General features: G+C 35.7%; 10 protein-coding genes. 7 read left to right on the top strand and 3 right to left on the bottom strand.

Annotated features, from left to right (window positions below; all coding sequences use genetic code 11):
• Window positions 1–218: 218 nt before the first annotated feature.
• Window positions 219–1,334: a Gfo/Idh/MocA family protein gene (locus IEV50_RS04510; RefSeq protein ID WP_188412054.1), complete on the top strand. Its 1,116-nt coding sequence runs from the start codon at window positions 219–221 to the stop codon at window positions 1,332–1,334.
• Between the two features lie 740 nt (window positions 1,335–2,074).
• Here the strand turns inward: IEV50_RS04510 and IEV50_RS04505 are convergent.
• Genes IEV50_RS04505 through IEV50_RS04495 form a run of 3 tightly spaced genes read right to left on the bottom strand, consistent with a single transcriptional unit; the run spans window position 2,075 to window position 5,039 of the window.
• Window positions 2,075–3,133, bottom strand: a complete 1,059-nt coding sequence (locus IEV50_RS04505) for an oxygenase MpaB family protein (protein ID WP_188412053.1) — start codon at window positions 3,131–3,133, stop codon at window positions 2,075–2,077.
• Window positions 3,133–4,383, bottom strand: a complete 1,251-nt coding sequence (locus tag IEV50_RS04500; protein WP_188412052.1) for an NAD(P)/FAD-dependent oxidoreductase — start codon at window positions 4,381–4,383, stop codon at window positions 3,133–3,135. The genes IEV50_RS04505 and IEV50_RS04500 overlap by 1 nt, the downstream gene beginning before the upstream one ends.
• A gap of 8 nt (window positions 4,384–4,391) precedes the next feature.
• Window positions 4,392–5,039, bottom strand: coding sequence for a flavin reductase family protein (locus IEV50_RS04495; RefSeq protein ID WP_188412051.1), 648 nt, complete (start codon window positions 5,037–5,039; stop codon window positions 4,392–4,394).
• 388 nt (window positions 5,040–5,427) lie between these two features.
• On the opposite strand from IEV50_RS04495, the gene IEV50_RS04490 reads away from it, so the two are divergent.
• The 6 genes from IEV50_RS04490 to IEV50_RS04465 all read left to right on the top strand — a co-directional run bounded on the left by IEV50_RS04490 (window position 5,428) and on the right by IEV50_RS04465 (window position 15,487).
• Window positions 5,428–6,009 carry an RNA polymerase sigma factor gene (locus IEV50_RS04490; RefSeq protein WP_188412050.1) on the top strand — a complete coding sequence of 194 codons (582 nt, stop codon included), beginning with the start codon at window positions 5,428–5,430 and terminating at the stop codon, window positions 6,007–6,009.
• A gap of 102 nt (window positions 6,010–6,111) precedes the next feature.
• Window positions 6,112–7,233 carry a FecR family protein gene (locus IEV50_RS04485; RefSeq protein WP_188412049.1) on the top strand — a complete coding sequence of 374 codons (1,122 nt, stop codon included), beginning with the start codon at window positions 6,112–6,114 and terminating at the stop codon, window positions 7,231–7,233.
• Window positions 7,234–7,506: 273 nt separating this feature from the next.
• Window positions 7,507–10,812 (top strand): SusC/RagA family TonB-linked outer membrane protein, encoded by a 3,306-nt coding sequence (locus tag IEV50_RS04480; protein WP_188412048.1) that lies wholly within the window; start codon window positions 7,507–7,509, stop codon window positions 10,810–10,812.
• Window position 10,813: 1 nt separating this feature from the next.
• Window positions 10,814–12,184: a RagB/SusD family nutrient uptake outer membrane protein gene (locus IEV50_RS04475; protein WP_188412047.1), complete on the top strand. Its 1,371-nt coding sequence runs from the start codon at window positions 10,814–10,816 to the stop codon at window positions 12,182–12,184.
• Window positions 12,185–12,254: 70 nt separating this feature from the next.
• Entirely contained in the window at window positions 12,255–13,187 is a 933-nt protein-coding gene (locus IEV50_RS04470; protein ID WP_188412377.1) for an ABC transporter ATP-binding protein, read from the top strand.
• Complete coding sequence (locus IEV50_RS04465) at window positions 13,184–15,487, top strand: Gldg family protein (protein WP_188412046.1); 2,304 nt, start codon at window positions 13,184–13,186, stop codon at window positions 15,485–15,487. Before IEV50_RS04470 ends, IEV50_RS04465 begins: the two co-directional genes overlap by 4 nt.
• Window positions 15,488–15,494: the final 7 nt, after the last annotated feature.

The following is a 15,494-nucleotide window of genomic DNA, read 5'->3' as shown; positions in this document are numbered from 1 at the left end:
AAAATTTTTGATCGCGTTAGTAAAGAATAGGTTATAGTGTCTATCTATTCGTATGTTGATTTTTTAATCCCTGCAAAATGGGGTGTATAGTTTTCTATCTTATTTAAGGCGATAAGAAAAGAGACGATTTACCCTAAATAACACTTTCAAACATAAAACAAAAATTAATAGCTTTACAGCCATTAACAAATATGTTTTATTCACCATTTATAAAAATAATGATAAAAAAAGCAAATGTATTTTTTTTAATTGCGGCCATAAACTTGGTCTCAATTGTTTTATTCGGGTTTAACCTAAAAAACAATAAAGTTCCCCTTCGGGTAGGAATAATTGGCCTTACCCATACGCATGTTCATGGTATATTGAGTCGTAAGGATAAAGGCGATATAAAAATTGTAGGTATTGTTGAGCCGAATAAAGAACTGGCGAAACGGTATATGGACCAATACGGTATGTCTATGGATCTGGTATTCAACAGCACTGAAGAAATGCTGAACAAAGCCAATCCAGAAGCTGTTTATGCATTCAACACTATTTATCAGCATCTCGAAACCGTAGAAGCATGTGCGCCTAGAGGCATACACGTTATGGTTGAAAAACCCCTTGCTGTAAGTTTGGCGCATGCAAAAAAAATGGAAGCCCTTGCCATGAAATATAAAATACAATTATTAACCAATTATGAAACTACCTGGTATCCTTCTAATGAAAAAAGTTATGAAATGCTTAATGAAAATGCACTTGGCGATGTTCGCAAAATCGTTGTTCACGATGGGCATAAGGGACCAAAAGAAATTGGTGTAAATAAAGAGTTTTTGGATTGGTTAACCGATCCGGTTCAGAATGGTGGTGGTGTAATTACTGATTTCGGCTGTTATGGCGCAAACCTTATGACTTGGTTAATGAACGGCGAACGACCTCAATCAGTGATGGCCGTAAGCCAGCAGATCAAACCCGAAATTTACCCTAAAGTAGATGATGAAGCAACTTTTATTTTAACTTATCCTAAAGCACAAGGTATCATACAGGCATCATGGAATTGGCCATTTGCCAGAAAAGATATGGAAGTATATGGAACCAAAGGGTATGTAATTGCAGAAAATGGAAAAAAAATCCGTTTTCGCTTAGATGAAAAAAAAGTTGAGGAATCTCTTGACCTTGCAGATAAAAAACCTCCTTATGATGATCCTTATGGATACTTTGCTGCAGTTGTTAAAGGAACAATTAAGCCAGCGCCTTTTGATCTTTCTTCACTGGAAAACAATATGGTTGTTATGGAAATTCTTGATGCCGGTATCCGAAGTGCAAAAAGCGGTAAACGGATATACCTGAAATAGCAGCATAATATTCATAATTAATAAAGCTATTGTGCAATCAAAAATCTTTTTTTAGAGCCAGTTTAAATTTATATTGTGAAAATGTTTATCACTTATTTTTTTAGCAAAAAAATTCAAACGTTGTAAAGATAGCCAGCCTATCTCTAAATATTTAATGATGTTGCAGCCGAAGAGAAGCATAAATAAATTATTAGATAAATTTTAAATAGGCTCTTAGTTTTTTTATTTGTTTTAAGTTATTAAGAATAGGCTATAGTTTAAACATTATAAGAACTGAAAAAAACATTTTGGCAATTAAAACATTAATTTTTGGTGCTGTGATGTCAAAAAAACTAACTGCGAATTGGCTTTAAGATACCTGAAAATAATATAGAAACTTGTAGAATAAATTCATCATGAAGATGGGGCTAGGTTACCAAATTATATACAGTTTATTTTGCAGAATTAACTTTTTTTATATTTCGGTTCCATGACATTAATTTGTTTTCTCCTTTTCGCTTTTTTTGTGCAATATCATCCTGATTAGCTTCGTACTTTTTCTGTTTTGTAGATGTAATACAATAAGAACAAGATTTAGGTTTATGTACGCGTTCGTTCTTCTTAATTTAAATTTAAAGCATCATTTTTTAAATCCCTAGAGGCAAAGGTTCTCCTCTATTATTAGCAGTTACACTCAATTTTCTGTATTTGACGATATTAATAGGCGTGAATGTTTTATAAATTATTATTGTTAGATAATTTTAGTTTTTTTGCTGAATTACAGGATTTTGTTTTTTAAAGGCTGAATAAGCTTGATGGTAATTATATCTGCTGTCGCCTTCTGGCATGAAGCTTTTAAAGAAATTAGTTGTTCTAATCAACGTGAGTTTATACCTGGGCAATTCCGGGGCGCTAATACCGAGCATATCTGCAATTTCGAATCCTAATAAATACCGCATTAAACCCAAAATATCATTATTACTCACTTTTCTTTTGTTCAGGGTAAGAATATGGTCTATAAGCGATTTTGTAAGTTCTTGCCCATGTTTTGAGGTTTCGAACTGACGGTTTTTAATTGACAAATCGAGCTGAGTAGCCATTTTTCCATTTTCTGGTAATAAATCCTCATTAAGTCCGGTAAAATACCCTACAACTTTCCAAATATGAAGAAATGCAATCTGTTCATTATTGCTTATGCTTATCCCCAATTTTCGCAAGCCCCGAACAACGATTAGGGAAAAAGATAGGTTAGTTCCTGCCATATCTTCCTGGTTTACAGGGGTTCCCCAGGAATTGTTCCATTTACCGCTCTGGAGTGTGTAAAAACGAACTGCAGCATGCATAATCCTCACTTTCAAAATACTGCTAAATGCATTTCCACCTTCACTGAAAGCACTTGGCCCCATAACTTCCCAAACAAAAACTGCCGTATCATAAAGGCGTTTGGTGGTATGTTTTCTTATCCGTTCGGATAGATACAAAACCATTGCTCCGTTAGCAGCAGTATAGCAATAGGGTAGAGACAACAGGCCGAGTAAACTCATTATATTCTGTGAATTCTTAGCAAAAAAAGCAGACCCATTTTTGATTAATTCAGGATTTGCCCACACCGGGAGCTGACTTGCATCATTTATGAAATCAAAACCAGGAAACATTGAGCTTAATTGTGCTATTCCCGAATCGCTGGTTAGCCATTGCTGCAGCTTTAATTTTCGTTCATCATCAGAGAAAACATATTTTATAAATTCATCCGCTGGCTGATCCCCCAACTGCCTTTTAATATTTAAAAAATCGTCGTTAAAATTTTTATTTGCTGTCATTATTTTATCATGGTGTTTATAATTGCCTCAGCTGCGATTCTTCCACTTTTCATTGCCGCATTAATCGATCCGTTTAAAAGATAGTCTCCACATAAAAAATCCTTTTCGTTTAATCTAATTGCATTAAGATCTACGTTATTGTTCACCTGATCATCATCAGGTAAGGCATAATTTATATGATACGTTTTCAGGTGCTTCCATTTCATTGCATCAGGGTACCAAAATTTTAGTTCTGTTAAAACCTTTTGTTGAAGTTCTTCTTCGTTCGTACTTGAATGATCTCCTATCAGTGATAAAGATATTAGTGCATTGCCATTTTTAGAATATTTAGGGGAGACTTGGTTCATAACTGCAATATTGTTAACCAATTTGCCAGGTAATGCATTCAAAGCTATTATCGGTGCTTTGAATGGCTCACGCGCTGCAACGAAATACATATTGGTAACGGAATTAAATTTTTTAACAATATTTTTATTTGGAATGGGAATGCTTAACTGATCGGTGGCAAACAGAAAAAAGTCGGCAGTATAAGAAATTCCTGTTGTTGTTATTGCCATGCCTGATTCTACTGTTGAAATTCTAGTGTTAAGTAGAATTTCTTTTTCAGAAAGGCATTCAGCCAGCTGTTTCGGTATCATGCCCATTCCCATGGAAGGAATTGCTGCATTCCCTTCGCTAAACATTTTAAATACAAATTCAAACATCCGGCTTGAAGTGGTTAGCTTATCTTCTAAAAAAATGCCTGTAAAAAAAGGAAGGAAAAACTTGCTGATTATTAAGCTGCTAAATCCTTTTTTTTGCAGGTAATTATAGGTTGTGATTTCTTCCTCTTCAAAAATTGCTTCTATAGATTTCGAAGCTAAATAAATCTTTAATTTTAGCATGCGTAATTTATCAGAGAATGTTCCTGCAGATGAACTTAAGGTACTAAAAAGCGTACTTGGTTGTCTTAATGGATCGCCGATTTTGTTGGTGCCGCTTTTATCTAATATTAAAGCACCTGCATCGAAATTGCAAAGTTCGAGAGCCTTGTAATCTAAAAGTTTTTTAGTTTCGGGGTAAGCAGTTAATAGTACCTGAAAGCCACGATCTAAAAGAAAACCATCAACCTCATCTGTTCTAACACGCCCACCTATCGCATCAGAAGCCTCAATAACAAGAACAGATTTTCCTGCATTTTTCAGCACTTTAGCGGCGGTTAAGCCGGCCAGGCCAGCACCAATTATAATCACTTCTGCATTCTTTTTCATTGGTTACTTTAGATTTGATTTTCATTTAAAAGATGTGGCTCTACTCCGGGTTTAGCATAAGCCAGCTGTCCTGCAAGTTGTGGAATAAAATAAGTATCCAATCCGGCAACGGTCATCGTTTCGGCCTTGATGTGGTCAACGGTTCCATCTGCTGTAATTAATTTAGCATCAGTTAGTATCTCTACAACTTCGCCTATCACAATGGTGGTGCCATTAAGCTTCATCTCAATTAATTCACGAAGCTCAAGCCCGATGCTAATGGTTGACTGTTTAACAAATGGTGCTTTAAACCCATCAACGTATTCTTTGCTGAAACCACAAGTTTCGAATTCGGAAATCCCGGATGGATAACTGGCACTAGTTTGATGTGCCCACATATACCATTCTGGCAACACATTATTCAAACTGAATTGTTTTGTTGTGATGATATTTCTTAGCGAATCGTTATGTTCTCTTTGCGGTCTGATAACAAAGCCCAATAATGGCGGACTTGCTCCAAGGTGAAATGTTGAACTAATTACACATAGATTGCAAATATTATCTTTATTTACAGTACCTAAAAGGTTTAGTGACCGGTAACCGATAAGACTATTGATTAAATTTATTCGATGTTGCTTATCGAATTCCTTTATCATATCACTATTAATTTTTATCATTTTAAACTATTTTCAAATTATTTAAGAAATATCGTTTTGCAGATCATTTCGGTTTTGCTAAACAGGTTTCTCGCTAATTAATATCTATTAATGATGAAGAACCTAAGTATCCTCTGATAGGTTTAAATGCCATTTGTGCGGATAACTTGAACCATGTTAACTACCAGATTTTTAGCAGTTGCATTTTTAACAATTACAGTTGTTTAATGTTTTTAAGGTAATCTGCGTTGGGACGGTAAGTTAATCAACATTTTTCTTTGTGTTATATTTAATTTGTAAGCTTTTTAGTTCAAAAGTTTTTAGACTAAATGTAACAATGGTTGCTTGTAAATTATTTATTGTATTTTTATCAATATTGTATACGCTTTAAAACAATTTTTACTAAATCATGCCTTCCTATAATAAGTGTACGGATAATGAACTGGCAGGCTTTTTAAAGTCTGGTGATAGGCTTGCCTATGAAGAGATTTATCACCGTTATAAATTTATTTTGCATAATCATGCCTGGAATAAGTTTAGAAATAAACAAGAAGCAGAAGATGCTTTACAGGAAGTATTTACGAAATTATGGGATAAACGATTTTTGCTTGAAGCAAATGTAAATCTCTCTGGTTATTTATATGCTTCTGTTAGAAATTATTTTTTGAATTTTATAGCCAGAAAGGATATTCAAGGCCGTTATGTATCCCATATACAAAAATTTACAGAAGAGCAAAATGTATTAACTGATCATCGCATTCGTGAAAATCAGCTTAGAGAGCTTATTGAAAAAGAAATCGAATCACTTCCTGCCAGAATGCGTGAAGTTTTTGAAATGAGCAGGAAAGAACACTTAACACATAAAGAAATTGCTGCCCGGTTAGGCACAAGTGAAGAAACGATTAAAAAGCAAATATCATCTGTACTTAAAATAATGAGAGCTAAATTTGGTGTTATTGTTTATTTAGCTTTTTTATTTCATCGATATTAGATTATTTTTAGTTTAATTTAATTTATTTCGATTTAAAATACCCCCTTCGGTATCTAAAGTTTGTCTTACTGTTATTAAGTCTGAAAAACAGCTCATCAAATAATGGACAAACAAGAAATTACACATATACTGGATAAATTTAAAGCCGGAAAAGCTAGCGATGAAGAAGTTGCTTTGCTCGAAAGCTGGTATTTAAAGTTTGAAACATCCGAATCTGAAATTTTAAGCGAGGAAGAACGTTTAGATACTTTTCAAAGGGTTGGTGCAAATCTAAACATCAATTCGAAAGGTAAAAAGGCTATAGCCCTTTGGCAAAGCATTTCTATAGCAGCAGTTTTATTTTTAATGGTTTCTATAGGTTTGATTTTGTTTAAAAATCAGCCGGTTAATGATGCACAAATTGTTCAAAATGATGTTGCGCCTGGAGGTAATAATGCATTCTTAACGCTAACCAATGGAAAGAGAATTGATCTTTCAAAAGCTGAAAATGGAGAAATTGCTGAGCAAGCAGGTATAAAAGTATCTAAGCTGGCAAATGGTCAGTTAATATATAAAATTTCTAGCTCGGCGACTAAACTTTCAGTTGTAAACTACAACACCATTGAAACACCAAGAGGAGGAACTTATATGGTTATTTTGCCAGACGGATCAAAAGTATGGCTGAATGCTGAATCCTCGCTTAATTATCCAACTGCATTCGAGGAAAAAAAGCAGAGAAAGGTTCACCTTAAAGGCGAGGCTTATTTTGAAGTAGCACATGATGCTTCAAGTCCTTTTATGGTAGAAACCGACAACCAAACTGTTGAAGTTTTAGGTACTCATTTCAACGTAAATGCTTATAACGATGAACAGAGTGTTAGCACAACTTTGCTGCAGGGTAGTGTTAGGATAAATGCAGGTTTAGCCCATTTGCTGATAAAGCCAGGTCAGCAATCTGTTTTAACTCAGCAGAAATTAAAGGTACTGCCGGCAGATGTAGATGATGTAATTGCCTGGAAAAATGGACTTTTTCAATTCAGTGATGAAAATCTTGAAAGTGTTATGCGTAAAATTTCCCGCTGGTACGATGTAGAGATTGAATATACAGATGAAAATATAAAGGAAATACCTCTTACAGGTATAATAACACATTTTACTAAAGTTTCAAAAGTACTCAGAATGCTCGAACTTACTAAACAGGTTCGTTTTAAAATTGAGGGCAAAAAAATTATTGTTTCAAAATAAATCAACAACCAATAACTATTTATTCATTATTAACCAATTTTTATGAAGTAAGAAAGAACAACCTAAACCAAACAAAAAAAATAGAACAAAACGAAAAATCGGAAGCGTTCGTACCGCCCCCGATTTACTTTGTCCGTTTTATTGAATACGATAAACGTATTCAAATAGAGAATTAAACAATATTTATTTTTAAAAACCGACTATCAAATGTATAAAAAATTTACAAAATTTTTTTGTACGCCCTCTGGCTATACGTATAAATTTCTGCTGGTTATGAAACTGACAACTATTTTGCTCCTTTCTGCTTTATTACAAGTTAGTGCTGCAAGTTTTGCTCAGAAAGTAACCTATGTTAAAAAGAATACAACATTAAAACAGGTATTTTCAGAAATATATAAGCAAACAGGATATAGCGTATTATTTTCAGGTGCAAGAATAAAAAGCAACAAAATTATAAATGCTAATTTTAAAGACGCAACCCTAGATGAAGTATTAAAAAAATCTATCGAAAATCAATTTCTGGAGTACACAATCGAAGAAAAAACAATTGTAATTAGAGATTTAGATAAAATTCCACAAAATAAGCTCACGGTTGATGTTGCCATAGATACAACTATAACAATAATCGGAAGGGTATTGAATGAAAATGGAATGCCTTTGCCTGGAGCATCCATTTTATTTGAAGTTGCAAGTGGTATTTCCTCATCAAGTTTTGCTGGTTCGGATGGTAGATTTAATCTGGCAGCTACAGTTAAAACAGTTAAAAAACCCATAAAGCTTACCATCAGTTATATAGGTTATGAAAGTGTTTCTTTTCGCTCGGTAAAAAATGATTTAGGAGATATCAGACTTATTCCGAAGGCAAATGATTTGGAAGAAGTTAAAATTGTTATTGGTTATGGCACAACAACCAAAAGAACAAGTACAGGTAACTATTCGATGATAACTAGCGAAGATATCGAAAAGCAACCAGTTGTTAATGTACTTCAGGCTTTGCAAGGAATGGTGCCAGGTTTAACAGTTAACCAGGCTAGCGGTTTTGCAAGTGCATCTTTCAATGTTAAACTGAGGGGGCAAAATACAATTGCTGCCAATATTGGAGATGGTATTAATAACCTTAGTGAGCCATTATTTATATTGGATGGTGTGCCGATAATATCTTCAGGTAATTCGACGAATTTGAATTTTGGCGTTAACAAGGGCGGGTTAAGAGGGCCAAGTGAAGGGCAAAGTCCATTGTATGGCATCAATCCGGCTGATATAGAAAGTATATCCATTTTAAAAGATGCCGATGCAACTGCAATATATGGTGCCCGAGGCGCAAACGGAGTGGTACTAATTACAACAAAAAAGGGAAAGGCAGGTGTAACAACGGTTACCGCAAATGTATATTCAGGATTGAGTTTGCAAACCAGAAAATTGGATTTAATGAACACAGCCGAATACCTTGAAATGAGAAACAGGGCATTTGTTAATGATAACATTATACCAACAACTGGTAATGCTTACGACCTTAAAACATGGGATCAAACCAAGGATACCGATTGGCAGAAAGAATTACTTGGTACCGCTCATACAACAGATGCACAATTAAGTCTTTCTGGTGGCGATGAAAAGACAACATATAGGATAAGCGGTGGATTTAATAGTGCCTCACCTCCTTTTAAAGGTGATTATACAGAAAGGCGTTCATCCAGCTCGCTCGCATTAACCAATGTGGCATTTAATAATAAACTACATACCACAGTTACAGTAAACTTTTCTTCAACAAACAGTAACTTACCTGCAAGTGATTTAACCAGATTAATTTTTCTGGCACCAAATGCACCGGATTTGCTCAATGCAAATGGCAACTTAAATTTTGCTGCATATCCATCTTTTGGTTTTCCATCAGATGCAATAGCGCTAAAAAGAGTTTATTCTGCAAAAACTAAAAACCTGATTAGTAACCTTTCTTTAAAATACAATATAATCCCTGGCTTGGATTTTAGTTCTTCGTTTGGCTACAACATCAGTAAACAAGATCAACTTCAAACAGCTCCCTACGGCTCTTTTGATCCAAACTCAACCTCTACCGCTTTCTCCATCTTCGGAAATAACGATAGCCAATCATGGATAATTGAACCCAATTTAACTTATCAAAAAACCTTTGGGAAACACAATTTATCTACGCTGTTAGGTACTACATTTCAAGATACAGAAATAGAGGGAAACAGTATTACCGCAAATGGCTACGCAGATAATGCATTTTTGAGTTCATTAGCCTCAGCATCAACATATAGTAATCCGATTACTTTTTACACAAACACAAAATTTGAATCTGTTTTTGCCAGAATTAGCTACAACTACGATCAAAAGTATTTATTGAATTTAAACGGAAGACGGGATGGTTCTTCACGTTTTGCGGATGGTAAAAAGTTCGGAAATTTTGGTTCTGTTGGTGCAGCGTGGGTATTTTCTCAAGAAGAATTTATAAAAAATAAGCTAAGCTTTCTTTCTTTCGGGAAAATAAGAGCATCATACGGCTTAGTTGGTGGAGATAATTTGAGGGATTATCAATATCTGTCGAGCTTAACAACAGGGCAAAATACTTATCAAAGTACAACAGCATTTCAGTTAAGCAGGTTGGCCAATGATCAGTTCAGCTGGACAACCAATAAAAAGCTGGAAGCTGCCATTGCCTTAGGTTTTTTAAAGGATAGAATTACAACAGAGTTTTCTTGGTACCGCAATCGTTCTGGTAATCAACTTGTAAGTTCTCCATTACCAATTACTACAGGATTTACATCAATTGTAGAGAATTTGCCAGCAGTTGTTGAAAATAAAGGGGTGGAATTTACCTTACAAACACAGAATATAAAAGGCAAAAATTTTAGCTGGAGAACTGATTTTAATATTTCCAGAAACAGGAATAAACTCGTTTCATTTCCTGGTCTGGAAACTTCAACTTATGCTGGAAGATATGCAATAGGCAGATCGATTAATAGTTTGGGCCTTTATCAATATACAGGTGTTGATGCAGCCAATGGTCAATACACTTTTGCCGATGTTAATGGAAATGGCGTTGTAGATTTATTCGGTATTACTGACTTTGTTTATAAAGACAATACCCCTTCTTATTTTGGAGGATTAAGCAATAATTTCAATTATAAAGGTGTTCAGCTAAGTTTCTTTTTCACATTTACTAAACAAATGGGGATATTAAGACTATCTAATGTAGCACCTGGAGCACTTGGTAGCGGACTTGGAAATCAACTGATTTTAGCTGAACAATTAACCGGTAAGCCAGCCCTTGAAAATTTAACCACTAACGGATTCCGTAATGATAGATTTGCTTATTACGCTTCGGATGAGGTATTTGTAGATGCATCATACATCAGGTTACAAAATCTATTGCTTGCCTATAATTTACCATCTTCTTTACTACAAAAAGCGAAGCTGAAAAATCTAAAAGTTTATGTACAAGGTGAAAATTTATTAACCATTACCGGCTATAGGGGTACTGATCCGGCATCACCTGGTTCATTCTCCCTTCCCCCAAGAAAAATAATCACAGCAGGAATTCAAATCACACTTTAACATGAAACAGAAATTAATCATTATAAGTATACTCGTGGTAGGAATCACCACTATATTGAGCTGTAAAAAGTTTGTAGATGTAGATCCTCCAAAGACGGAAATTTTAACATCAGAGGCTTTTCTACAAGACAAATCAGCAACATCTGCTGTTCTAGGCATTTACGCTAACATGGTAAATGATAATAATTTCATCAATAGTGGTATTACTATCTATTCGGGTGTAGCTGCAGATGAATTTGCATCTGCTCAAGACCCTGAAGGACTCCAGTTTGAAAAGAATCAAATATTACCAACAAGTTCAATTATAAATTCGATGTGGACTGGCGCTTACAGAAATTTAGCGCAAATTAACACCTGCATAACTGGTTTAGAAGCCTCAAATACACTAACTCCAGCTGTGAAAGCACAATTACTTGGCGAGGCTAAGTTTAGTAGGGCTTATACTAATTTTTATCTGGTAAATCTGTTTGGTAATGTACCATTGGTTACCGGACTCGACTACAAACAAAATGCAATAATTGCTCAAAGTAATTCTACTGATGTTCATAAAGCTATTATCGCCGATTTATTAGATGCACAATCTCAACTAAGCAATACATATCCAACGAGTGGTAAAGTAAGACCAAATAAACTGGCGGCGACTGCCTTACTTGCAAGGGCTTATTTATATGTTAATGATTATGCAAATGCCGAAATTCAGGCATCCGCGGTTATTTCATCAGGAACTTATGGCCCATTGCCAACTTTAACCAACACATTTTTAAGGGGTAGTATTGAAACAATTTGGCAATTATTGCCGCTTAGTAATTATTCTGCTACGCAAGAAGGTTATATTTTTTTAAGACAGGCCACAACTGGTGGTGGTTATTATTTTACAAGTGATTTGTTAAATAGCTTTGAAACTGGCGACAATAGAAAAACGGCCTGGATTGGCACAGCAACTGCTTCGGGTGTAACTTATAATTATCCGTTTAAGTATAAAGATGTTGGCCAATACTTACCTGCAACGGTAACTGAAAACTATATTATGTTGCGCTTAAGCGAGCAATATTTAATCAGAGCAGAGGCGAGGGCACAGCAAGGTAATTTAACCAATGCTTTAAGCGATATAAATGTTATTCGCAGCCGTGCCGGATTACCCAACTTCAATACTACGGATAAGGTTACTTTGCTTACCGCAATTGCAAACGAAAACAGGCATGAATTTTTTGCAGAATGGGGACATCGCTGGTTGGATTTGAAGCGTACCGGAACTGTTAATGCCGTATTATCTGCAAAGAAACCAACCTGGAAAGCAAGTGCAGCACTTTTCCCTATACCCCAATCTGAAATTATTGTAAACAAAAGTTTAGTTCAGAACCCGGGATATTAATTATAAACATAAAGACACTGCTGGAGCGAATATTTTAAATTCGCCCAACCGTGTTATGCTTAAATTTCTTATGAACAACCCAATATTAAAAATCGAAAATTTGTCTCACAAGTACAGTCGTGCCTGGGCAATCCAAAATATTAACCTTGAAATTCGTCAAACCGGGATATTGGGTTTGCTTGGCTCTAATGGCGCAGGAAAATCAACAACGATGAACATTATGTGTGGGGTACTGAACCAAACAGAGGGTAAAGTATTAATTGATGGCATAGATATGCGATTAGACCCGGAAACTGCGAAAATGAAGATTGGTTTTCTGCCGCAAAACCCACCGCTATACATGGATCTTACGGTTGATGAATATTTAACCCATTGTGCATGGTTGCGCTTAATGGAAAAGCAAACAATAAAACCAGCACTCGAAGAGGTGAAAGAGCGTTGTGGTATTGCACATTTTAGCAACAGGCTGATCAGTAACCTTTCCGGAGGATACCGTCAGCGCGTTGGCATTGCCCAATCAATAATCCACCGCCCTCAGTTGGTGGTTTTGGATGAGCCGACTAATGGACTCGATCCAAACCAGATTATTGAAGTTCGTGCATTGATAAAAGAAATTGCTTTAGATAGGGCTGTAATATTTTCCTCTCACATCCTTTCCGAAGTGCAATTACTTTGCAAAGATATTGTGATGATTGAAGGTGGAGAAATTGTTTTCACCGATTCTATACAAGCCTTTAATAACTATGTAGAGCCACACAGTTCACTGGTAACATTAGCCAACCCACCGGAAAAAAGCGAGGTTATGAAAATAGCTGGCGTAACCAGTGTCGATTACCTGACCAATAACCAGCTACGGATATTTTTCAATAAAGCAGAAGGTATAACCGAACGTATTGTTGAAACAAGTGTGAAAAATGGCTGGCGCCTTACTGAAATTAATCTGGATAAAACTTCGGTAGATGAAATTTTTGCTCAATTATCAAACAAATCCAAATTTAAATGAAAACAACCTTAAAAATAGCTAAACTCGAACTTAGTATCCTGTTTTATTCACCCATTGCGTGGTTCTTATCCGTCGTTTTTGTTTTCCAATGCGGATTATTTTATACTTCTATTATCGAAACACACCTAACCAATCAGGAAATAGGTGGTGGTATGTTACGTAGTCTTAATTATTTAACTTCAGGTGTATTTGGTATGCAGAGAGGTTTGTATGGAGATGTACTAAAAAAAGTTTATTTGTATTTACCCTTGCTTACCATGGGTGTTATCAGCAGGGAAATTAGTAGCGGTACAATCAAACTGCTTTATTCGTCGCCTGTTAAGATTTCTCAAATTATTTTTGGCAAGTTCATGGCCTTAATGACGTATAATCTGATACTCATCTTTATCCTGCTAATTTTTGTATTTACAGGCATTTTAAACATTAAGCAAATTGATATCGGGCTTGTTTTTACCGGATTATTAGCCGTTTACCTTTTGCTGTGTACGTATGCGGCCATTGGTTTGTTTATGTCGTGCTTAAGTAGTTATCAAATTGTTGCAGCCATTAGCACCTTAGTTGTTTTTGCAATATTAGCTTATGTTGGCACAATTTGGCAAAGTAGTGCTTTTTTTAGGGAGATTAGTTATTTCCTTTCCATTAACGGCCGGGCAGAAAAAATTATTTATGGTTTAATCAATACTAAAGATGTGGCTTACTTTATCATTATCATAGCCTTGTTTCTTGGCTTCAGTATGATCAAACTTCAGTCTGCAAGGACACCTAAATCAGAGATTTTATTTACCATAGGGCAGTATTTGGGCTTAACGATAATCGCTTTCCTACTCGGATATATTACTTCGTTGCCAAGTTTTATTGCTTATTACGATCCAACTGTTAATGAAACGCAAACGCTTACTCCAACTACTCAAAAAGTATTGAAAGAACTGGGCGATGCGCCACTTGAAGTAACATCATACATTAACCTGGTTGATCAGCGTTTTGGGATGGGAAACCCTGCCAGCAGAAACTACGATCGGGAGCGTTGGGAACCTTATTTGAGGTTTAAACCAAACATTTCCTTTAAATATGTTTACTATTATGATGAACCCAGTAAAGATCAAACTTTAAGTAAATTTTACCCCGGGAAAACATTAAAGGAAATTGCACAACAAAGCGCAAAATCGTGGAAACTGGATTTTAACGATTTCAAATCGCCGGCAGAGATTAGAAAAATCATTAACCTGGTACCAGAACAAAACCGTTACGTAATGCAATTGAAATATAAAGATCGCACTACTTTTTTACGTTTGTTCGATGATCAGATTCAGTTTCCAACGGAGACTGAAACCAGTGCGGCATTGAAGCGTTTAACAGTTAAGCTACCAAAAATATTGTTTGTTGTAGGGCAGTTTGAAAGGAGTAAAGAAAAACTGGGCGATAGAGACTACGGCTTTTTTGTAAGCATGATTACCAATAGGAATGCGATGGTTAACCAGGGTTTCGATACAGATACCATTAACCTGGCCAGGCAGGATATTCCCAATGATATCACATTATTGGTCATCGCTGATCCTAAAATTTCGTTTAAGGGCGAGGCTTTGGAAAAAATACATAAATACATCGAAAAGGGTGGTAACTTATTTGTCGCCGGCGAACCCGGAAAACAAGCTGTTGTAAATCCAATCATCAAACCTTTGGGTGTTAGCCTGATGGAGGGGATGCTGGTTCAAAAAAGTGATGATGCTGCACCTGAATTTTTAAAAGCCAAGCTAACCAGGTACAGCGCAAGTTTGTCAACAAACCTGAATTTCAATTTTAAGGAAAATATACAAGTGCGGATGCCAGGTAGTTCGGCTTTACTTTATGAAAAAAATTCGGCATTTACCATTAAACCTTTATTAATTTCAGATCAAAAAACATCCTGGTTAACAAAAAAACAAATCATATCAGATTCAACAACCCTTAAGTTCTCTTCGGCAAATGGTGATGTAAGTGGGGCATTCCCTGTAGCTTTATCCCTTCAAAGAAATGTTCAGGGGAAAGAGCAGCGTATCATTGTATCGGGTGATGCGGATTTTCTAAGCTCGGCCGAAGTGAGGGGCTGGGGTTCTGCTAACCGAGATCTTTATATGCCGCTAACAGGTTGGTTTACCAATGGCCAATTTCCAATTGATACTTCCAGGCCATTATCACAAGATAAACGGTTAAATCTTACAGCTGGAGGATTAACCGCATTGAAAGTTATGTATTTGGGTTTATTTCCTGGCTTAATTGTGCTGATTGGAACAGTTCTTCTTATCAAACGTAAAAGAAAATAGGTAAAAT

The organism is Pedobacter mendelii (assembly GCF_014635725.1).
GTDB lineage: Bacteria > Bacteroidota > Bacteroidia > Sphingobacteriales > Sphingobacteriaceae > Pedobacter > Pedobacter mendelii.
The sequence above is the reverse complement of the archived record's forward strand: the minus strand, read 5'-3'. Positions and strand labels throughout refer to the sequence as shown.

What these genes read in the sequence shown, in the direction of transcription:
- IEV50_RS04510 (WP_188412054.1), top strand. Translation starts at nt 219, where the DNA reads ATGATAAAAAAAGCAAATGTATTTTTTTTAATTGCGGCCATAAACTTG.
- IEV50_RS04505 (WP_188412053.1), bottom strand. Translation starts at nt 3,133, where the DNA reads ATGACAGCAAATAAAAATTTTAACGACGATTTTTTAAATATTAAAAGG.
- IEV50_RS04500 (WP_188412052.1), bottom strand. Translation starts at nt 4,383, where the DNA reads ATGAAAAAGAATGCAGAAGTGATTATAATTGGTGCTGGCCTGGCCGGC.
- IEV50_RS04495 (WP_188412051.1), bottom strand. Translation starts at nt 5,039, where the DNA reads ATGATAAAAATTAATAGTGATATGATAAAGGAATTCGATAAGCAACAT.
- IEV50_RS04490 (WP_188412050.1), top strand. Translation starts at nt 5,428, where the DNA reads ATGCCTTCCTATAATAAGTGTACGGATAATGAACTGGCAGGCTTTTTA.
- IEV50_RS04485 (WP_188412049.1), top strand. Translation starts at nt 6,112, where the DNA reads ATGGACAAACAAGAAATTACACATATACTGGATAAATTTAAAGCCGGA.
- IEV50_RS04480 (WP_188412048.1), top strand. Translation starts at nt 7,507, where the DNA reads ATGAAACTGACAACTATTTTGCTCCTTTCTGCTTTATTACAAGTTAGT.
- IEV50_RS04475 (WP_188412047.1), top strand. Translation starts at nt 10,814, where the DNA reads ATGAAACAGAAATTAATCATTATAAGTATACTCGTGGTAGGAATCACC.
- IEV50_RS04470 (WP_188412377.1), top strand. Translation starts at nt 12,255, where the DNA reads ATGAACAACCCAATATTAAAAATCGAAAATTTGTCTCACAAGTACAGT.
- IEV50_RS04465 (WP_188412046.1), top strand. Translation starts at nt 13,184, where the DNA reads ATGAAAACAACCTTAAAAATAGCTAAACTCGAACTTAGTATCCTGTTT.